The organism is Glycomyces tarimensis (assembly GCF_054776215.1).
Genome location: NZ_BAAHCB010000029.1, coordinates 21,332 through 41,570 on the forward strand (window position 1 = coordinate 21,332; position 20,239 = coordinate 41,570).

Genomic DNA, 20,239 nt, shown 5'->3' on the forward strand with positions numbered 1-20,239 from the left:
TGTGGCCGACTCGCCGCTGAACGGTCTCAGAATCCCATGACGGGATTCGCTGTTACTCGGCACCCACTTCGTCGTAGTAGCGCTGGGCGCCCGGGTGGACGTCGATGTCGACCAGGCCGTCGAGGGCGGTCTCGATCGCGATCTGGTCGGCGACCGCGTTGTCGATGTCGCCGGTGTTCTCGTACATCGCCTTGACGAGCTCGTAGACCTGGTCCTCGTCGAGGCCGGCCGGGCCGTACAGGCTCGCCCAGGCGGTCACGGTGACGGCGTCGTTGTCGATGCCCTCGTAGGTGCCGCCGGGGATCTCCTTGTCGCTCAGGGTCGGGTCGTCCGACTTGAGCGTCTCGCGGATGTCGTCGGGGATCGACACCATGGTGACGTCGGCGTTCTGCGCGACCTCGGACAGCGAGGAGTCGGGCACCGCGAGGATGCCGAACGCCGCGTCGACCTGGCCGTCGCGCAGCTTGGCGGCAGCGTCGCCGAAGCCGTCGGCGAAGGTCTCGGACGGGGTGACGCCGGCGGCGTCGAGGATCGTCTGCGTGAGGATCTGGGTGCCCGAGCCGTCGGGGCCGATCGCGACCCGCTTGCCGTCCAGGTCGGCGACGGTCTCGATGCCGGAGTCGGCGGTCGCGACGATCTGCATGACCTCGGGGTAGATATTGCCGAGGAACGTGACGTCCTCGAGCGCGCCGGTGTCCTCGAACGGACCCGTGCCGTTGGCGGCCTGGGTGGCGGTGCCGTTGACGGCCATCGCGAGCTGGATGTCCCCCGAGTCCATCAGCGTCAGGTTCTCGACGGAGGCACCGGTGGCGATCGTGGAGACGGTGAGGTCGTCGATGCTGTTGTTCCACATCTGGGCGATGGCGCCGCCGAGCGGGTAGTAGGTGCCGCCCACCGAGCCGGTGCCCATGGTCATGGTCTCCAGGGCGCCGATGTCACCATTGTCGCCTGAAGTGTCCTCGGAGCCGACGTTGCAGCCGGCTGTGGCCAGCAATGCGCCAACCGCGATCGGTGCGATCAAGCGCGAAGCTTTCCTCAGCATCTCGTTCTCCGTTCATAGAAATGTATGCGCCGCAGCACAGCGGGCACGGGCGGGTGCAAAGGTCACGGCTCGCAGGCGCCACCGCTGTTCAGATGTACGGCTGGCCGGCTCCACCGTGTGCAAACCTAGGGGGATGAAAGCACTCTACGGTGCCCCAACCACACAGACACCCCTACGCGCCGTCATGACGCCACATAGTATCCGAACCGTTATGTTCGCAATCGCGCCGACTTTCGCCGGACACGGGCGGCTTGTACGGCGGCGCGGGTGAGTGGCGCGGCAGACGTTGTCCACCGTCGCCGAGCGGATTAGGTTTGCATCCATGACCGTGCCGATGGACAGCCCGCGGGTGCCAGTGGAGACCGGATCGATCGCCGTCGAGAAGCCGGGAGTGGTCGAGTACCAGCAGGCCTGGGACTACCAGAAGACGCTCCAGCAGCGCCGCATCGACGATGCGATCGGCGACACCGTGCTGCTGCTCCAGCACCCGAGCGTGTACACCGCCGGGAAGCGCACCGAGCCGTGGACGCTGCCGCAGGACGGCACCCCCGTCGTCACCGTCGACCGTGGCGGTCAGATCACCTGGCACGGACCCGGGCAGCTCGTCGGCTACCCGATCATGAAACTGCGCAAGAAGGTCGACGTCGTCGCCTACGTGCGGCGGGTCGAGGACATGATCTCGGCGGTCTGCCACGAGTTCGGCGTGGCCTCCGCGAGGGGACGGCTGCGCGACCGCACCGGCGTGTGGCTGCCGGCCGACGACAAGGGCCCCGAGCGCAAGATCTGCGCGATCGGCGTGCGCGTGCGGTGGGCGACGACCATGCACGGCTTCGCCCTGAACTGCAACCCGGACATGACCGCATGGGACCGGATCGCGCCGTGCGCGATCACGGACGCGGACGTCACGAGCCTGTCGGCCGAGCTCGGCCGCGAGGTCACCGTCGAAGAAGTGACGCCGGTGGTCGAGCGGCACCTGCCGATGCTGCTCGAGCGCGACTAGCGGACCGCTTCGACCGACCCGCGCTCAGTAGGAGTCTTGCGGGAAGTCCGGCGAGCCCGTGTCGCGCAGGACGAGCTCGATCGCCGTGACTTCGCCGGTCTCGGCGTCGAGCACGCGGCACTCGAAGCCGGTGAGCAGGTGAACGCCCCTGATCGGCGAGGGTTCAGTGTTCAGTTCGGTGAACGGCACCCGGACGTGATCGTCCATGTCGCAGATCGCGTAGTCGGTCTCGTACTGGAAGCGAAAGAGCGACTCGATGCGGTCCCTGAAGACCGGCGCGCTGGTCAGTTCGGCCTTGTACGTGACGTATCCGGACTCGTTCTGCCCGTCGGTGATGCCGGTTCCGACGCTGTCGTAGACGAAGACGTCATAGCCGTACTGCTTGCCGTAGAACTCAACCGTGCAGGTGACCGACTCGCCGGCCTCGCCGCTGATCTCGGGACAGGAGGCGCTCGCGTCCGGGTCGACGCGGTCGGCGAACTCGGTGACCTCCCGGAGCGCCTCCCAGGCGAGCCGGTCGCTCAGCGATGCCGACTCATCGGGCGCGGCCGGCAGGGCGCTGAGGTCGCCTTCGGGTCGCTCGGCGGGGATCTCGCCCTGGTTGAACGCGGAGAAGTCGATGTCCGGCGGTGTGCTCTCCTGCGGTGTCGGCGCGGCGGTCTCGGTCTCCGAGGGGACGGGCACGCGCTCGGGCGCGTCGTAGGCGCATGCGGTCAGCAGGAGCAGTGGCGCGAGGGCGGCGGTCCAGCGGATCGGGAGTGGCAATGGGCTTCCTTCCAGGTCGCTTCACCGAGGCGCAGATGGGCCGGTCCATTCTATAGGGTCCTGCTCATATGGGGCTCAACGGAAATCGTGAAAGGGAGCGCTCGGGGGTGCCGAGCGGCGCGTTCGCCGGTACTGCGATCCGGGCCGCGGCCCCACTGCCCGCGGGGTTCATCGCCCGGTGCCTCCTCAGCAGTCGGCGACGGCGCTGGGCTGTTCTTCGGCCAGTTCCGGCTCCTGCCCGAGCAGCACCGCGAGGATGTTGTCCCACGCGTCCGACCCGGGGTAGAAGATCTCCGAATGCGAGTGGACGCCTTCGACGGCCTTGCCCGCGATGCCACGCTCCTCCAGGCTGACCCCGTAGTCGTCGACCGCGGCGGGGCCGTCGGGCAGGCTCCCGGCGGCGAGGTTGAGCGTGCCGGGGAAGTCGTCGGGATCGGCGCCGTGCCCGAGCAGCGGCACGTACGGCATCCCCTGGACGTAGGAGATCGGGTCGCCCGGCGCGGTGATCGAGTAGCGCGTCCGGCACGGCTCGCTCAGGTCTTCCGGGCTGTAGACGTCGTAGCCCATGCCTGCCGAGGCGATGTGCAGGACGCGGTCGGCGTCGATGTCGTAGGTCTCGGCCAGGCCGATGACGGCGCCGCCGTAGGAATGACCGGCGAGCGTGATCGGCGTGCCCGCGTCGATCTGGGCGCGCAGGTCGAAGGTGAACGAGGCGAGGTTCTCGGCGGCGACCTGCGACCAGGACGCCCACGACTCCTCGATCCAGCCCGACGGCCACGACGCGCCGGCCCACACCACGACCGCGAGTTCGCCCTCGGCGGCGTCGACGAAGGTCTTGGCACGGTTGTAGTAGAGGTTGAAGTTCGCGCTGGACAGCTCGGCCGAGCCGCCGGGGACGAGCACCGTGACCTGGGAGGCCGTCTCCAAGTCGCCGAGGACTTCGATCCACGAGCCGCCGCCGGCGTTGTTGTACGGGTCGAGCGAGATGAACTCGCGGTCGGAGTCGACGAGCTCGGCGAGCTCGTCGCGGGGCGGGCGCTCGGAGGCCTCGGTCCACGGCCGCTCCGGGGAGTGGAACTCGGTGGAGGCCTCAGTGGAGGCCTCGACGACGATCCTGTTCGCGGCGATGCGCGCGTCGAACGGCGCCCCCGGCAGGTAGGCGATGACGGAGGGGTACATGACCGACAGCCAGGCGGTGTTCTCCTCGCCGAGGTCGTCGAAGAACGCCCCTACGTCGACCGGGTCGAGGTCGCCGGAGGCGTCCTGGAGGGTCGCCAGCGCCCCGGCCAGTTCGCCGTCGGCCGCCTCGGGCTCGGCGGCGATGAGTTCGGCCGCCAGCTCCGAGTCGTCCAGGGCCGCGGCGAGTGCCGTGTCGGGGTCCTCGCCTTCGACGGGGGTGTCCGCCTGGAGGGCGAGGAGCTGTTCGTCGACGTCGCCGGCGAGCACCGGCACCGCTTGGACGGGTTCCGCCTCGGCCTCGCCGAGTCGAGTGATGCCGGCCACATAGACGATTGCGACCGACGCGGCCACGAGCAGGCCTGATGCGCGCCACCACCGAAATCTCACGGGCAACAGCGTATCCGAGGTCCGCGCCTCGTGCGAGTCGCTCGCGGTCCGCACAGGCGGCTAAGCGGCGATAGCGGTGTATCGGCTGCCGTTGGCGGTCAACGTCAGCGGCAGACCGAAGGCCTTGGAGAGCGATGCGGAAGTGAGCGCTTCGCCGAGGGGTCCGGCGGCGACGACGCCGCCGGCCGAGAGGATGAGCGCGTGCGTGAAGCCGGGCGGGATCTCTTCGACGTGGTGGGTCACGAGGACCATGGCGGGCGCGTCCGCGTCCTCGGCGAGCCCGGAGAGGGTCGCGACCAGGGCCTCGCGGGCGCCGAGGTCGAGTCCGGCGGCGGGCTCGTCCAAGAGCAGCAGCTCCGGATCGGTCATGAGGGCGCGGGCGATCTGGACGCGCTTGCGCTCGCCTTCGGAGAGGGTGCCGAACCGTCGCCCGGCGAGCGGCGCGATGCCGAGCCAGCGCAGCAGCGACATGGCGCGGTCGTCGTCGAGCTCGTCGTAGTCCTCGCGCCAGCGGCCGACGCGGCCCCACGCGGCGGTGCGGACGACGTCGAGGGCGGTCTCGTCGCCGGGGATCGACTCGGCGATCTGGGTGGTCGTCAGGCCGATGAGAGGCCGCAGCTCGAACACGTCGACGCGGCCGAGGCGCTGCCCGAGGATGTCGATGGTGCCGGAGGTCGGGTGGTTGCGGGCGGCCGCTAGGTTGAGCAGCGTCGTCTTTCCCGCGCCGTTGGGGCCGAGGACGACCCAGCGCTGGTCGGCGTCGACTTGCCAGTCGATGCCGTCGAGGAGCTGGTTGTCGCCGCGACGGACGGTGACGCCGGACAGGTCGAGGACGCGTTCAGACTGAGCCACGGGTCAATGAAACCACGGGCGCGCCGGTACGGCTCGGTGCGGCCGGGCCGGCCGGTGACGCGACACTATACCCGGTATAGTTCCCATGTTCCTCCGATCAGGCCAAAGCCGCCAAGGAAAGTGAGCCCATGCCGCCAGTCATCGAAATCTCGGGGCTGCGCAAGACCTATCGCAAGCTCTTGCGCCAGCCCCACAACGCATTGGACGGCCTCGACATGGAGGTCGCCGCCGGACAGGTCCACGGTTTCCTGGGGCCCAACGGCTCGGGCAAGACCACCACGCTCCGCGCGCTCCTCGGGCTCATCGGCACCGACGGCGGCACCATGCGGATCTTCGGGGAGCCGGTGCCCGCCCACCTGCCCCACGTCGTCTCCCGCATCGGCGCGGTCGTGGAGTCCCCCCAGTTCTTCAAGCACTTCTCGGGCCGCCTCACGCTGCAAGTGCTCGCCGAGAGCGCCGGCATCCCCTCCACCCGCGTCGACGAGGTCCTCGAGCAGGTCGGCCTGCGCGACCAGGCAAAGCAGTCGGTCAAGGGATACTCGCTGGGCATGCGCCAGCGTCTGGCGGTCGGTCAGGCGCTGCTCAAGCAGCCCGAACTGCTCGTCCTCGACGAGCCGGCCAACGGACTCGACCCGGCCGGCATCCACCACATGCGGTCCCTGCTCCAGTGGCTGGCCCACGACCAGGGCGTCACCGTCGTCGTCTCCTCCCACCTGCTGTCCGAAGTGCAGCTGCTGTGCGACTCGATGACGATCGTCTCCAGGGGACGGCGCATCGTCGACGGCAAGGTCGCCGACATCATCGCCGGGCACTCGGGATCGCAGCTGAGCGTCCGCTTCGCCGACACCGGGCAGTTGCGCGAGGCCGTCGAGGCGCTCGCGACCGCCGGAGGCGGCGTCACGGTCGAGGCCGAGACCGACCGGCTCCTGGTGACCGGCGCGCCCGAGGCCGCGTGGGTCACCAAGACGCTCGCCGACGCCGGGCTCTACCTCTCCGAGCTCACGAGCGAGACCAAGAACCTGGAGTCGGTGTTCCTCGAGCTCACCGGAACCGCCCCCCAAGCCGGTCAGGCCGTCCAGGTCGGACAGCCGGCCCCCGCCGTCGAGACCGTCGCAGGAGTCGAGCAGTCATGAACCTGTTCCAAGCCGAACTTCACCGCATCGCCCGCCGCCGCATGACGCTCATCTTCGGGATCTGCACGTTCGCCGGACTACTGCTGTTGACCGGCGTCATGTGGTTCAACTCCAGCACCGGGCCGAGCGACGCCGAGCTCGCCCAAGCGCAGAAGGAGGCCGGCCGGTATGACGAGTGCATCGCCGACGAGGACTACTTCGAGAACCACCCCGAGTTCCCCTGGGTGGCCGAGGACCCGTACTACCAGGATCTGTCGCACGAACAGCTGTGCGCGGAGTTCTTCGTGGCCGACGCCGAGCCCGAGGAGTACCTCTACTTCTACACCTTCAAGTTCCACGACGAGGGCGTCCTGCTGCTCGTCGGCGTCGGCATCGTCACCGGCCTGCTGACGATGCTCCTGGCGGCCTCCGCGGTCGGCGCCGAATGGTCCAGCGGCGGCATGGCGAACCTGCTGGTGTGGCACCCGAACCGCATGAAAGTGTGGGCCGCCAAGCTCGCCGCCGCGCTCACCGTCTGCGTCGCCGGCCTCCTCACCGTGCTGGTGCTCGGATTCGGACTGCTGTACCTGACCGCGTCCGTCCGCGGCGAGGTCGGAACGCTGAACGGCGCGTGGTGGGGCGACACGTTCGAAACGCTCGGCCGCACCGGCGTGCTCGCCCTCGGCATGACCCTGCTCGGCTCGGCGCTGGCGATGCTCGGGCGGCACACCGCGATCGCGGGCGGCGTCATCGCCGGATACCTCATCATCGGCGACCTGCTGGTACAGATGACCGGCTTCGCGCTCGACGTCAAGTTCCCCGACCGATTCTCGCTGTACACCTGGGTCGCCGCGTGGATCGACGGGCGGATCACGCTCTACGACTGGTCGGGCGCGGTCGAGGAGCAGATGACGATCACGGCGACCGACGCCGGGCTGCTGCTCGGCGGGATCGTCCTGGTGTTCACGGTGCTGGCCACGCTGTCGTTCGCCAAGCGCGACGTGACCTAGCAGGTCAGTCGAACAGTCCGGCGCGGACCGCGTCGAGCGCGTGCAGGATCGCGCCGCGCATCACCGGTTCGTCGGGGACCGCGCCGGACACGACGCTCGGGTTGACGGGCGCGAGCTGGGTGGTGTGGGCCGCGACGCGGCCCGCCAGTTCCAGCCCGCCCGCGTACCCGACCGGCCCGCCGAGCACCACCACGGTCGGGTCGAACAGCACGCAGACCGCGACGATGCCCAGGGCGATGCCGCGCGCGATCTCGTCGAGGCAGGCCGCCCCCTCCTCACCGGCCCGCACGGCCGCGGTGACGACGTCCTCGGGCTCGCCGTCGGCGAAGCCGTGCTTCGCGCCGATCCCGAGGACGGCGTCGCCGCCGATGACACGCTGGTAGGAGCCCTTCGACAGTCGCGTCACGACGCCGCCGGTGGGCAGCTCGCCGCCGGGCACGGGCAGGAAGCCGATCTCGCCGGCCGCGCCGCTGGCGCCCCGGTACAGCTCGCCGCCGAGGATGACGCCGAGACCCAGCCCCCCGCCGTACCAGGCGTACACGAAGTCGGAGGCGCCGCCGGCCCCGCCGGAGCGCTGCTCGGCGATGGTGGCGAGGTTGACATCGTTCTCGATGACGACCTCGGGGGCCAGCTCCTCGTTCAGGGCCGTCCGCAGCCCGCGATGCCAGGCCGGCAGGTTCCAGGAGAAGCCGATCTCGCCGCTTGCCGGGTCGATGACGCCCGGGGTGCCGAGGACGACGCGGTCGACCTTGGACATCTCGACGCCCGCGTCGGCCACCGAGTCGGTGACGACACGGCGCACCACCGACACCGGATCGGTCGAGCCCTCGATGTCGATCTCGGCGCGACCGACGATCGTGCCGGTGAAGTCCGCGCACGCGCCCGTGGTCGTCACGGGGCCGACCTCGACGCCCACGACGTAGGCGAACGAGGGCACCGCCGCGTACAGCGACGCGTTCGGGCCCCTGCCGCCGGACTTCGAACCGACGACCTCCACCAGACCGCGGCCCTGGAGGCGCTCCATCATCTGCGAGGCGGTCACCTTCGACATCGACGTCCGCTCGGCCAGCTGGGCGCGGGTCTGGGGACCGTCGTCGAGCAGCAGTTTCAGCGCCGCCTGGTCGTTGAGGACCCGCAGCAGTTTGGGCACCCCGGGGGTGTGGCTCTTCGGCATGACATATGAGCCTAGTCCAGTTCGGTCTCGACCAGGCTCCGGATCTGACGCAGTGCGACCGACAGGACGGCGAGCTTCTCGTCGGAGCGCTCGGCTTCGTCGACGGCGAGGTGGATCCGCTCGATCTCGGCGGCGTGGCGCTCGGCCCACAGATCGACCGCCTCGGACGGCAGCGCGCCGGGCTTGGCGGTCAGGGCGCTCGTCGTCAGGGCCGCCATCGCGCCGTACAGGTCGTAGCGCAGCGCCGAGCGCGCCAGCGTCTGCCAGCGGTTGCGCCTGGGCAGCGCCGAGATCTGGTTGAGGATCTCGTCGGTGTGCAGCTGCGCGGCGATCCCGTAGTAGACCTGGGCGGTCTCGACCAGGTTGGTGCCCATGACGCGGGCGCACTCGACGACGTCGACCAGGCCGAAGCCGAAGATCGGCGCGGAGACGTCGACCGCGAGCGATGCGGGTACGCCCTGCTCGGCCAGCTGGGTGCAGAACCGCTCGAAGCCGACCGCCTCGGACTCGGTCAGCAGCTCGGGCAGCTTCGGTTGGAGGACGGCCAGGCCGGGCCGGAGCCGGTCGATCTCGGCGGCCACGTCGAGCCGGCCGCGGCGGTGCTGGACGAGCCAGCGCACACCCCGGTCGAGCAGACGGCGGATCACCAGCATCGCGGAGATCTGCGCGGCCTGCGGTACCTGGTTGTCGAGCGCTTCGATGCGGCGCCACAGGTCGGGCAGGCCGAAGGCGTCGCGGATGATGACGTAGGCGCGGACGACGTCGACGACGTCGGCGCCGGTCTCGTCGGAGATGCGGAACAGGAACGTCGTGCCGCCGCGGTTGACGGCCTCGCCGACCACGGCGGTGGTGACGATCTCGCGGCGCAGCGGGTGCTCGGTCATGAGGTCGGCGTAGTCGCGGCGCAGCGGCGGCGGGAAGTAGTCGTGGAGGACCGGCAGGGTCCACGGCTCGTCCGGCAGCTCGGAGTCGAGCACGACCCGCTTGGCCCAGATCTTCGTGTACGACAGCAGCACCGACAGTTCGGGGCCGGTCAGTCCCTGGCCGCCGGCGATGCGCTCCTTGAGCTGCTTGTCGCTGGGCAGGCCTTCGATCTCGCGGTCGAGCGCGGCGTGCTGCTCCAGATGCTTCATGAGCCTGATGTGGACCGGGAAGAGCCGCGCGGCCAGGTGCGAGGCGTTGGTGAGGGCGATGTTCTGGTTGTAGTTGTCGGCCAGGACCATGTCGGCGACGGCGTCGGCCATGTCCATGAACAGCTTGTCGCGCCGCTCCGGTTGGATCCGGGAGGTCAGCGCCGCCGAACGCAGCAGGATCTTGATGTTGACCTCGTGATCGGAGGTGTCGACGCCGGCGGAGTTGTCGATGAAGTCGGTGTTGATGCGCCCGCCGGCTCCGCCCGGGCCGCCGCGCTGGGCGTATTCGATGCGACCGAGCTGGGTGAAGCCCAGGTTGCCGCCCTCGCCGACGACCTTGCATCGCAGCTCGGCGCCGTTGACCCGGACGGCGTCGTTGGCCTTGTCGCCCGCGGCGGCGTCGGACTCGGACTCGGCCTTGACGTACGTGCCGATGCCGCCGTTCCACAGCAGGTCCACGGGAGCTCGGAGCATGGCCTTGATGAGTTCGGGCGGGGTCATGTCCTTCACGTCGGGGTCGAGGCCGAGCGCTTCGCGGATCTCGGGCGAGACGGGGATGGACTTGACCGTGCGTTCCCACACGCCGCCACCGGCGGAGATGACGGACGGGTCGTAGTCGGCCCACGTCGAGCGCGGCAGTCCGAACAGGCGGCGGCGCTCGTGGAAGGACGCGGCCGGGTCCGGGTTCGGATCGACGAAGATGTGCAGGTGGTTGAAGGCGGCCACGAGCTTGATGTGCTCGGACAGGAGCATGCCGTTGCCGAACACGTCACCGGACATGTCGCCGATGCCGACGACGGTGAAGTCCTGCGTCTGCGTGTCGACGCCGGTCCCTCGGCCGTGCTCGCCTTCTCCTCCGGCGAGCCCTCGGCCGTGCTCGCCTTCTCCTCCGGCAAGCCCTCGGCCGGGCTCATCGCCTCCTCGGGCAAGCCCTCGGCCGGGCTCATCGCCTCCTCGGGCGAGCCCTCGGAAATGCCGCTTGACGGACTCCCAGGCGCCGCGCGCGGTGATGCCCATCTTCTTGTGGTCGTAGCCGACCGAGCCGCCCGAGGCGAACGCGTCGCCGAGCCAGAAGCCGTAGGAGGCGGCGACCTCGTTGGCGATGTCGGAGAACGTCGCGGTGCCCTTGTCGGCGGCCACGACGAGGTACGGGTCGTCGCCGTCGTGGCGGACCACGTCCGGCGGCGGGACGACCGTGTTGTCGGCGTCGCGGTTGTCGGTGATGTCCAGCAGCGCCGAGATGAACTCGCGGTAGCGGGCGACGCCTTCGGCCTGGAGGGCGGCGCGGTCCGGGAAGGGGCCGCGCTTGAGCACGAAGCCGCCCTTGGCGCCGACGGGCGTGATGACGGTGTTCTTGACCTCCTGGGCCTTCACGAGGCCGAGGATCTCGGTGCGGAAGTCCTCGCGGCGGTCGGACCAGCGCAGGCCGCCGCGGGCGACCTTGCCGTACCGCATGTGGACGCCCTCGAAGTCCGGGGAATATACGAACACCTCGAACATCGGGCGCGGCTTGGGCAGGAAGTCGATCTGGCGGGCGTCGAACTTGAACGACACGTGCTTCTTCGGGCGCCCCGAGGAGGCGCGCTGGAAGTACGAGGTGCGCAGGGTCGAGCGGATCAGGGTGAGGAAGGCCCGCAGGATGCGGTCGGCGTCGAGGCTGGGGACGCTGGCGAGCTCCTCGGCGAGGGTCGCGTCGATACGTTCGACGGCGGTCTCGCGGTCGTCGCCGACGCGCGGGTCGAACCGGGCCTCGAACAGCTTCACCAGACCCGCGGAGATCACCGGGTTGTCGCACAGCGTGGCCGCGATGAAGGCCTGGGAGAACACGAATCCGCACTGGCGCATGTACTTCGCGAGCGCCCGCAGGACCACGACCTGCCGCCAGGTGAGGCCGGCACCGATGACGAGCTCGTTGAACCGGTCGGACTCGGCCTCGCCGGTCCAGGCCGCGCGGAAGGCGTTCTCGAAGCGGACGCGCAGCTGCGGCACCGATTCGGCGGCCCGGCCGGGCAGCTCGAGCCCGAAGTCGTGCAGGAAGATCGTCCCGTCGGAGCGGTCGATGTGGTAGGGCCGCTCCTCGGCGACCGTGGCGCCGAGGTGGCGCAGCACCGGCAGCGCCTGCGACAGGCCGACGGGGTCTTCGAAGGAGTAGACCTTGAAGTGGACGTCGGCGTCGTCGCCTCCGCGGCGGAACAGCTGGAGCTCCATGTCCCCGGGCTCGTGGAGCATCTCGAGCTTGGCGATGTCCTTGGCGGCGTCCAGCGGGGAGTGCTCGGCCTTGTAGGCGGCCGGGTAGGCCTCGGAGTAGGCCCGGTACAGGCTCCTGGCCTGGCCCTCGCCGACGTGGTGGTCGAGCTGGAGCGCCAGGTCGGCGTCCCAGGAGCGGGTCGCGTCGGCGAGTTCGGCCTGGATCGACTCGACGTCGACGGGATCGACGTCGGCGTACGGGTCGATGCGGATGACGAAGTGCAGGCGCGCCAGCACCGATTCGGTGACGCGCGTGTCGTAGTCGACGCCGATGCCGCCGAGCCGGCGGTAGAGGATCTGCTGGATCTTGATCCGATTGTGGGTGTTGAACCGGTCGCGCGGCAGATACACCAGGCAGGAGTAGAAGCGGCCGTAGACGTCGCGGCGCAGGAACAGGCGCAGGCGGCGGCGCCCGGCCAGTCGCAGCACGCCCATCGCGGTGCGGAACAGGTCCTCGGTGCGGGCCTGGAACAGCTCGTCGCGCGGGTAGGTCTCCAGAGCCGTCACGAGGTCCTTGCCGGAGTGCGAGGACAGGGTGACGCCGGAGCGCTCGATGACCTCCTCGACCTTGCGGCGCACCACCGGAAGTCGGGTGACCGACGACAGGTAGGCCGCGGAGGTGAACAGGCCGAGGAAGCGCAGCTCGCCGTCGGGCTCGCCGTTCGCGTCGAAGGTCTTGACGCCGACGTAGTCCATGAACGAGGTCCGGTGGACCGTCGAGCGGGCGTTGGACTTGGTGATGACCAGCAGCCGCTTGGTGGAGATCTGCTCGCGGGCGTCGGCGTTGAAGCTCGACAGGGGCCTGGGGACGACCGGCGCCCTCTTGAGCAGGCCCAGACCGGTCTCCTCGATCGGTGTGAGCGCGCGCTCCTCGCCGGAGCCGGTGAGCTTGTACTGCCGGAAGCCGAGGAACGTGAACTTGTCGTCGGCGAGCCAGCGCAGCAGCTCGATCGTGTCCTCGACGTCCTTGGCCGGCACCGGGAGCCGCTTGCCTTCATCGCCTTCGAGCTCAGCGGCGATGTCGAGGGCCTTGCCGCGCATGGCCCTCCAGTCGGCGACGCAGGCGGAGACCTCGTCGAGGACCGCGAGGATCTCCGATTCGAGCAGCGAGAGCAGCTCGCGGTCGGCCACGCGCTCGAGCTCGACGTGCATCCAGCTTTCGGGCTCGCCGTCCTCGCCGGGGGCGGCGAGCAGTTCGCCTTCGGCATCGCGCCGGACGGGGACGATCGGGTGGACGAACACGGTGATGTCGATGCCGTGCTTGTTGAACAGGCCCGAGAGGGAGTCCACGAGGAACGGCATGTCCGCGCAGACGATGTCGATGCGGGTGTTGGAGGCGGCGTCGGGGGCGTCGGGGTCGGCGGGGCAGTCGATCTCCAGGCGCACCTCGCCGGGGCGGCGGGTCTGGGCGAGGCTGCGGTGGTGCGCGGTGGTGTCGAACAACTGCTGTGCGCTCCGGCCGACCAGGTCGTCGTCGGCCACCAGGCTCCAGTACAGCTCGACCAGGCTCGCCAGTGATGCGTCGTCGCCGGCGAGGCCGGCCGCTTCGGCGAGGAGCTCCTCCCTGTCGGGCAGTGTCTCGCGGAACTCTTCGTCACCGATGAACGCCAACACGTCTTGTCTCCAGCTCGAATCGACTTGGCTCACATCGTTGTGAGCCGGCTCCAAAATAGGATCGCACGGCGGCGTGCTCGCCAGCGGCCCGCCGCGAAGTGCTATGTCTAACCATTCCCGCGCCGGATGCTTCGCCGCACCACTTCGATCGGCGCCTTCGCAGCTCAGCGACCCGTCAGCACTCCGAAGCGGACGGTCGTCGGGCAGCGGGCCCAGCGTACGCTCCGCGTCGTTACCGGCCGGGCGCCTTTCGTTGACAGCGAAGTTACCGGTGCGAATGTAGAGTGATCCCAAATCAGTCCCCCAAACCTTGAGGTGACCCCATGGACTCGGTCGTCGTGCTCGTCCTCGTGCTCGCCGCTCTCGCGGCGCTGGCCTGGTGGCTCTGGCGGCGAAACGCCAAGCGGAACGAGGAGGCCGCCGCTCCCCCGCCGCCGTCCGACCCGTTCGCCGACGCCGACACCGACGTCCTGCGCGGCGACCCGCGCCGCGTCAAGGCCGGCGACCTCGTCGAGGCCTACGGCAAGACCCTCGCCGTCCGCGGGAGCCTGCGCCTGAGCGAGGGCGACTACTCCTGGACCGAGCATTTCCTGGACACCGGCACCGGCGTCAAGCGCTGGCTGTCGGTCGAGGCCGACCCCGACCTCGAGCTGGTCCTGTGGGAAGAGGTCACCGACGCCGACCTCCAGCCCGGCCCCAAGGAGCTGAGCCACGAGGGCGTCTCCTACCGCTCCGACGAGAAGGGCACCGCCCGCTACGTCAGCGAGGCCACCACCGGCCTCGCGCCCACCGGGACGGTCCGCTACCACGACTACGCCGGCCCCGACGGCCAGAAGCTGTCGTTCGAGGCCTTCGGCGACGGCGCCAGGTGGGAGTTGGCGAAGGGCCTTACCCTGGACCGGAACCAGATCACCATCTACCACCAGAATGAATCGTGATTTCCGAACTCGAAGTCCCCTACGTCGACGTCTCGGCAGGCTCGCTCACCTTTCGCCCCGACGCCCCTTCCATGCCCGTCCTCGACCAGCTCGACCGCGACGCCGGGCCGCTGCGGCTGTCGCTGCGGCTGCTCGGCGCCAGCCACCAGGCCGTCGTCGCCACCCCGGACGGACTCATCGCGGAGACCCTCGCCTACCGTGACGAACTCGCCCCCGACCTGCCCGACCGCTTCAGCCAGCGCGTCGGCGCCTGGCGGCACCGCTACACGTGCGAGGTCGAGCACGTCAAGACCCCCGAGCTGCGCGCCCGCGTGCGCGAGCTCCAGGCCCGCAGCGCGGAGCCGGAGCTCCTCGTCGGGGTGTTCGGCAGCCGTCCCGACGCGGTCACGGCCCTGGAGGTCACCGGCGCCGCGCCGCTGACCTGGCGCACCGTCCACACCTATCCGCAGTACGGCGAGATCGTGACCACCACCGGCACGGTCGCGTCCGTAGGCTGAACGCGATCCCCACCCAGAAGGACGACCCATGAGCACCAACGGCGACGCCTCGCCCACGAGCCCCCTCGGCGCCCTGAACTGGAAGCACTGGCTTGCGATCGGCATCGTGGTCGTCCTGTGCTGCGGCGGCGCGATCGTCGCCAGCCTGGACTTCAGCAACCCCACGGGCCACATCCAGGGGAACTACACGCGGGCCGCGAACCTCGACGAATCGGGCGGCCGGGCCTACACCTCGTCCCTGCCGCCCTCCACGGTCGCCGACGACATCGACGACGCCGACGAGGCGCGCGACGAGCGCAGGAACGGCGACACCTATTTCCTCCAGTACAAGGACCACATCGTGTCCGTCGAGCCCTACCGGGGCGGCTCGAAGATCCTGCTGTTCAAGTACCGCGACGGCTACCAGCACTACTCGTCCGTCTTCCTGCTGTGGGGATGGTCGTCATCGCCGCCATCCCCGTTCCGGGGCGGCGGCCCCGGCAGCGGCAAATGATTCCCGTGCCCACTTGTAACTGAAAGGCAGCCTCCATGTTCGAAGACTTCGGCAACGCCGTCGCCGGCTCTCTCGCCTACAGCGCCGTCGGCATCGCCCTGATGGTGCTCGGCTACTTCATCGTCGACTGGCTCACGCCCGGCAAACTCGGAACGCTCATCTGGACCGACCGCAACCGGAACGCGGCGCTGCTGCTGTCGTCCAACACCCTGGGTGTCGGGCTCATCGTCGTCGGCGCGATCTGGGCGTCGGAGGGCAACCTGGTCGAGGGCGTGGTCTCGACGCTGGTGTTCGGCGTGATCGGCCTGGCGGCGATGGCCGCCGCGTTCGTCGTGCTCGACGCCCTGACGCCCGGCAAGCTCGGCGACATCGTCGCCTCCGACGACCTGCAGCCCGCGGTGTGGGTCAATTCGGCGATGCACCTGGCGCTGGGCGGTGTCATCGCGATGGCACTGTCTTGAGTCCACCGGCCGTCCCGCCGAAGCGAGCGCTGTCACCCTCGGTGAAACTCGCGAGCCGTACATCGGCACCGCGAAGCGTCCGGGTGGCGCGGGCCGCTCTGTTCGCGACGGCGTTCGTGGTGGCGGCGTGCGGTCTGGTCTACGAACTGGCGCTCATCACGCTCGGGGCGTACTTGGTCGGCAATACCGCGACCCAGGCCTCGATCGTGCTGAGCGTCATGGTGTTCGCCATGGGGCTGGGCGCGCTGGGCGCGAAGCCGCTCCAGCGGCGCCCGGCACTGTCCTTCGCGGCGATCGAGCTGGCGCTGGCGCTGCTCGGTGGCTTCAGCGTCCTGATCCTGTACGGGGCGTTCGCGTGGACGTCGATGTACAACCTCCCGCTGGTCGTGATCGCGTTTCTCATCGGAGCGCTGGTGGGCGCGGAGATCCCGCTGCTGATGGAGCTGCTGCAGCGCATCAGGAAGCAGGCGGCGGGCTCGGCGGTGGCCGACCTGAACGCGGCGGACTACCTGGGCGGCCTGATCGGCGGCCTGGCGTTCCCGTTCCTGCTGCTGCCGATGTTCGGCCAGATCCGGGGCGCGCTGCTCGTCGGCGCGGTGAACGCGGTGGCCGGCGTGATCCTGATCTTCGTGCTGTTCCGCGGGGACCTCTCGAAGGCGAGCCGGCAGCTGCTGGCTCTGGCGGCGGGCGCGATCGCGCTCCTGCTGGTGGGCGCGTTCGCCTACACCGACAGATTCGAGGTGGCCGCGCGGCAGGCGCTGTACGCGGCGCCGATCGTCTACAGCGAGGACACGCGGTACCAGCAGATCGTCATGACGGAGTCGCTCTCGCCGTTCGGCGAGACGGACCTGCGGCTGTACTTGAACGGCGACCTGCAATTCTCCTCAGTGGATGAATATCGCTATCACGAGGCGCTCGTCCACCCGGTCATGAACGGCCCCAGGGGCGAGGTGCTCGTCCTGGGAGGCGGGGACGCGCTCGCGGTCCGCGAGATCCTCCAGTACCCCGACGTGGAGTCGGTGACGCTGGTCGACCTCGACGAGGCGGTCACGAAGCTGGCTCGCGAGTTCGACGAGCTGGTGGCGCTCAACGGGGACGCCCTGAGCGACCCGAGGGTGACGGTGGTGCACGAGGACGCCTTCACGTGGCTGCGCGAGCAGCGCTCGACGTACGACGCGATCGTGGTGGACATGCCGGACCCCGACGCCACGGCGACGGCGAAGCTCTACTCGGTGGAGTTCTACGCGCTCGCGGGCGCGCACCTGAACGGCACGGGCCGCATGGTCGTGCAGGGCGGCTCGCCGTACTTCGCCCCGAAGTCCTACTGGACAATCGCCGCGACGCTCGAAGCGGCCGGGTACGACACGACGCCGTACCAGGTCTCGGTGCCCTCGTTCGGCGACTGGGGCTTCCACGCGGTCCAGGCGTCGGGCGAGGCCCCGGAGCTCTCGCTCGACACCGAGGCCGGCGACTTCGAATCGCTGACGCCCGAACTGCTCGAGGCGGCCCAGGTGTTCGAGCCGGACCGGGCCCGGATCGACATGGAACCGTCGACCCTCATGCACCCGGTCATCCTCGACCACGTCCAGGCCGAATGGCGCCACTACTGACCGAGCGGTCGTCTAAGGCGCGCTTCGCGACGGTGCTCCCGCCCGCTGCTCGGCGAGGGCTGCGACTCCGACGGTGGTCATGGCCAGCGACAGGATCACCGAGACGACGGACAGCTGGATCTGGCCGAACACGGCGACCACGCCGCTCAAGGTGACGGCGTTGGCGGTCAAGGCCAGGAAGAAACCGGCCGCTACCCACCAGCGCGGTCGGGTGGTGGCCGGTACGAGGGCCATCACGGCGGGAACCAGTACTCCGAAGACCGCGACCAGCGCCACGAGTGTGTTGAGCAGCGTGGCGGGATCGAGGTTCTCGACTTGGGGGCGGCCGTTCACGAACAGGATCACGCAAGATATGGCGCCGCAGACCGCCACCACGGCGGCGACGGGGCGGGCCGCCTTCTCATGAAGGTGCTTCACAGTGTCGACGCTCCCAACGATCCGACAGTTTCGGGGCGTACCTCCGACTCTCGCTCAATACTACGGCCAGCAGCTTCGAGTCCAAGGCTCCTGAGCCGCTCGAAACAGTGCAGGATCCGAACCGGTCCCGGCTGGGCATGGAGCCTCCGATCACCATGCCCCAAGTCGTCCTCGACTGCGCCTAAAATGACTGGCACCATTGCCCGCTGAAAGTCCCTGGAGCAACATTGCACCCCGACTATCCCCCGTCTCAGCCCCGCGTGATCGACATCCGGTTCAAGACGTATCTGAGCGTGCTGTACATCGTGGCGGGCTCGCTCATGACCGCGTCCGGCCTGATCGTGCTGCTGCGCGGCGGACTGCCGATCTGGATCATCATCGGACCGCTCATACTCGCCACCGGCATCACCGCCCTCGCGAAGCCGTTCATGACCTATGACATCGGCCAAGCTTCGCTGTACGTCCGCGGGCCCTTCGGCAACACCGTCCGCACTTTCGGCGCCGTCAAGGGCGAGCGCATCGTTCTCAACGGCAAGGACATCGTGCGCCTGCTCCCCGACGGGAGACAGAAGAAGCTCAGCGTGATCTCGGCGAACCTCGACGACGTGGGCCGTCTGATGCGGTACCTGCCCTCGCCGCAGCAGCCGCCGGCGCCGAATCAAGGCTGAGGCTCGCAGTCCTCTCAGGTCCCCTCGGTCTTCACGACCTTCTGGCCTCGCCGGGCCATCTCGTCTTTCAGCGAGTCCTGCACGTAGGCCATCGCCTCGCGGTACGAGGCTTCTTCCCAGCGGCGGATGGTCTCTTCCTCATCCACCTGCTCGACCTGCTCCTGGATCCACCAGATGTTGCCCCACGGGTCCGCCACCCGCCCGACCTTGTCGCCCCATGCCAGCAGCGTCGGCTCGGTGACCGGTTGGCAGTCGGCCTCCAGCATGCGGTCGTAGGTGGCCTGGGCGTCCTCAACGTACAGCCGGAGGTAGGCGGGCGTGTTCGGCCAGCCCTCGGCCGAGTCGAAGACCATCACGACCGCGTCGCCGATCTTGATCTCGGCGTGGCCGATCGTCCCGTCCTCGTTCGGCACCCTGCCTGTCTCGACGCCGCCGAGGGTGTCCTTGACGAACTCAAGGAAGTCGGCGGCGCCGCGGACGATGATCCACGGGGTCACCGTCGTATAGCCGTCGGGGATGATGGGGAGCCGTTCTTCCATGCGCCGCTTCCTCACTGTCAGTGAAGTTCTTCACATCGGATGATACGGCTACCCACCGACAATGCAGCGAAACTCGGCGGCCACCGCCTGGTGAGACCGGCCATGGCCGCCCATGCGCTGGCGGGGACAAGCTTGTGAATGCTCACTCTGCGCTGAGGCGGCGATGGTGAGGTGGCGGGACGGTCGGGGTCGCTGGCTGGGGTGAGCGCCGATGTGGCTCTGCGTGGGTGCCTGTTGAGTCCGGCAATGGAAGCGGGGTCGTTGGCGGGAACGGGCGTGAGTGATGGTCGTTCTGCGCTATAGCGGCGACAAAAGCGGTGGCGGGCGGGGTGGTGTCGGCTGGTCGTCGCGGAGGTGGTCGGTAGGGCCGTGCCGGGTCGGATTGGGGCTGGCTGCGCGGCGGGTATTCGCGTTGCTGGTGGGGCGGTTCGGGGTGTGGGGCATGGGAAAGGGCTCGAACCGGGTGTCCGGTTTCGAGCTGGCCGCTTATGAAGTGCCTTCCCCGCCACGGCATACCGCAGCGGGCGGGTTAAGACCGGCGGTGGTCCGTAGTCAGGTGCCGGTGCGGCGCTGACGAGGTCGCAAGCCCGCCTCGGTTCAGTCAGTGGTGTGGAAGTCTCGTATCCCGGTTCCGGTTCCGGTTCGGGTGCCGGTGCTGAAGCCGGTTCGGGTTCGGTCGCGGGGTCGGGTGCCGGGGTGGTGAAGCGTGCTCGTGCTTTGGCGCGGGCGGCCTTCGCGGCAGCCAGCGCGTCCTCCAAGTCGGCCTGTTCGGCAGCCGCTTCGAGGTCCGGTTTCAGGGTCTCCGACCATTCCTCGGGATACAGCCCGGTGGGGAAGGCGTTCGCGATGTCGTCGGCGAAGTCGGCGTCCAGGTCGGTATCGGTGCGCCAGTCCGAGCACCCGCACTTGAGGTCGGGGTCGGTGTCCTCGTGCCCCTCATGGTGGACGATCAACGCCTTACCCGGTCTGGTCTTGGTGATCGACCAGCCGGGGGTGTGGATGCGGCCGTGGTGGAACCGGCACAACAGGACCAGGTTCTCCGCCACGGTCGGTCCGCCGTTGGCCCAGTGGCGGATGTGGTGGGCTTCGGTCCACTGGACG

The 20,239-nt window shown here is 69.3% G+C and carries 18 protein-coding genes; 9 read left to right on the top strand and 9 right to left on the bottom strand.

Annotated features, from left to right (window positions below):
* Positions 1-52 precede the first annotated feature (52 nt).
* Complete coding sequence (locus ACYVK3_RS20035) at positions 53-1,042, bottom strand: TAXI family TRAP transporter solute-binding subunit (RefSeq protein WP_460499116.1); 990 nt, start codon at positions 1,040-1,042, stop codon at positions 53-55.
* A gap of 349 nt (positions 1,043-1,391) precedes the next feature.
* Here ACYVK3_RS20035 and lipB point away from each other — a divergent pair, with 349 nt between their 5' ends.
* Complete coding sequence (lipB, locus tag ACYVK3_RS20040; RefSeq protein ID WP_460499134.1) at positions 1,392-2,042, top strand: lipoyl(octanoyl) transferase LipB; 651 nt, start codon at positions 1,392-1,394, stop codon at positions 2,040-2,042.
* 24 nt (positions 2,043-2,066) lie between these two features.
* Here lipB and ACYVK3_RS20045 read toward each other — a convergent pair whose 3' ends face one another.
* From ACYVK3_RS20045 to ACYVK3_RS20055, 3 genes are all read right to left on the bottom strand, one after another.
* Positions 2,067-2,807 carry a hypothetical protein gene (locus ACYVK3_RS20045; RefSeq protein ID WP_460499117.1) on the bottom strand — a complete coding sequence of 247 codons (741 nt, stop codon included), beginning with the start codon at positions 2,805-2,807 and terminating at the stop codon, positions 2,067-2,069.
* A 186-nt stretch (positions 2,808-2,993) separates the two neighbouring features.
* A complete protein-coding gene (locus ACYVK3_RS20050; protein WP_460499118.1) occupies positions 2,994-4,373 on the bottom strand; it encodes an alpha/beta hydrolase in 1,380 nt (459 codons plus the stop codon).
* Between the two features lie 60 nt (positions 4,374-4,433).
* Positions 4,434-5,225, bottom strand: coding sequence for an ABC transporter ATP-binding protein (locus ACYVK3_RS20055; protein WP_460499119.1), 792 nt, complete (start codon positions 5,223-5,225; stop codon positions 4,434-4,436).
* A gap of 128 nt (positions 5,226-5,353) precedes the next feature.
* On the opposite strand from ACYVK3_RS20055, the gene ACYVK3_RS20060 reads away from it, so the two are divergent.
* Both ACYVK3_RS20060 and ACYVK3_RS20065 read left to right on the top strand, forming a co-directional pair.
* Positions 5,354-6,358 carry an ABC transporter ATP-binding protein gene (locus tag ACYVK3_RS20060; RefSeq protein WP_460499120.1) on the top strand — a complete coding sequence of 335 codons (1,005 nt, stop codon included), beginning with the start codon at positions 5,354-5,356 and terminating at the stop codon, positions 6,356-6,358.
* Entirely contained in the window at positions 6,355-7,347 is a 993-nt protein-coding gene (locus ACYVK3_RS20065) for an ABC-2 transporter permease (protein ID WP_460499121.1), read from the top strand. The genes ACYVK3_RS20060 and ACYVK3_RS20065 overlap by 4 nt, the downstream gene beginning before the upstream one ends.
* A gap of 4 nt (positions 7,348-7,351) precedes the next feature.
* Here ACYVK3_RS20065 and ACYVK3_RS20070 read toward each other — a convergent pair whose 3' ends face one another.
* Together ACYVK3_RS20070 and ACYVK3_RS20075 are read right to left on the bottom strand one after the other, a co-directional pair.
* On the bottom strand, positions 7,352-8,521 hold the full coding sequence (locus ACYVK3_RS20070) for an ROK family protein (RefSeq protein ID WP_460499122.1): 1,170 nt from the start codon (positions 8,519-8,521) through the stop codon (positions 7,352-7,354).
* Positions 8,522-8,532: 11 nt separating this feature from the next.
* Positions 8,533-13,515 (bottom strand): NAD-glutamate dehydrogenase, encoded by a 4,983-nt coding sequence (locus tag ACYVK3_RS20075; RefSeq protein ID WP_460499123.1) that lies wholly within the window; start codon positions 13,513-13,515, stop codon positions 8,533-8,535.
* A 323-nt stretch (positions 13,516-13,838) separates the two neighbouring features.
* Here ACYVK3_RS20075 and ACYVK3_RS20080 point away from each other — a divergent pair, with 323 nt between their 5' ends.
* From ACYVK3_RS20080 to ACYVK3_RS20100, 5 genes are read left to right on the top strand one after another with little or no spacing between them, the layout of a single operon-like run.
* Complete coding sequence (locus tag ACYVK3_RS20080) at positions 13,839-14,453, top strand: DUF4178 domain-containing protein (RefSeq protein WP_460499124.1); 615 nt, start codon at positions 13,839-13,841, stop codon at positions 14,451-14,453.
* Positions 14,450-14,950, top strand: a complete 501-nt coding sequence (locus ACYVK3_RS20085; protein WP_460499125.1) for a DUF2617 family protein — start codon at positions 14,450-14,452, stop codon at positions 14,948-14,950. Before ACYVK3_RS20080 ends, ACYVK3_RS20085 begins: the two co-directional genes overlap by 4 nt.
* A 28-nt stretch (positions 14,951-14,978) precedes the next feature.
* Positions 14,979-15,443, top strand: a complete 465-nt coding sequence (locus ACYVK3_RS20090) for a DUF4247 domain-containing protein (protein ID WP_460499126.1) — start codon at positions 14,979-14,981, stop codon at positions 15,441-15,443.
* Positions 15,444-15,478: 35 nt separating this feature from the next.
* Positions 15,479-15,904, top strand: a complete 426-nt coding sequence (locus ACYVK3_RS20095) for a DUF350 domain-containing protein (protein WP_460499127.1) — start codon at positions 15,479-15,481, stop codon at positions 15,902-15,904.
* A 41-nt stretch (positions 15,905-15,945) separates the two neighbouring features.
* Positions 15,946-17,514 (top strand): polyamine aminopropyltransferase, encoded by a 1,569-nt coding sequence (locus ACYVK3_RS20100; protein ID WP_460499128.1) that lies wholly within the window; start codon positions 15,946-15,948, stop codon positions 17,512-17,514.
* Positions 17,515-17,526: 12 nt separating this feature from the next.
* Here ACYVK3_RS20100 and ACYVK3_RS20105 read toward each other — a convergent pair whose 3' ends face one another.
* Entirely contained in the window at positions 17,527-17,931 is a 405-nt protein-coding gene (locus tag ACYVK3_RS20105) for a hypothetical protein (RefSeq protein WP_460499129.1), read from the bottom strand.
* A gap of 260 nt (positions 17,932-18,191) precedes the next feature.
* On the opposite strand from ACYVK3_RS20105, the gene ACYVK3_RS20110 reads away from it, so the two are divergent.
* The gene (locus tag ACYVK3_RS20110; protein WP_460499130.1) at positions 18,192-18,599 is read left to right on the top strand and encodes a hypothetical protein; all 408 of its coding nucleotides are present in this window, start codon (positions 18,192-18,194) and stop codon (positions 18,597-18,599) included.
* A gap of 14 nt (positions 18,600-18,613) precedes the next feature.
* Here ACYVK3_RS20110 and ACYVK3_RS20115 read toward each other — a convergent pair whose 3' ends face one another.
* Both ACYVK3_RS20115 and ACYVK3_RS20120 read right to left on the bottom strand, forming a co-directional pair.
* Entirely contained in the window at positions 18,614-19,138 is a 525-nt protein-coding gene (locus ACYVK3_RS20115) for a VOC family protein (protein WP_460499131.1), read from the bottom strand.
* 17 nt (positions 19,139-19,155) lie between these two features.
* On the bottom strand, positions 19,156-20,239 hold a 1,084-nt coding region (locus tag ACYVK3_RS20120), incomplete at its 5' end, for an HNH endonuclease signature motif containing protein (RefSeq protein ID WP_460499132.1).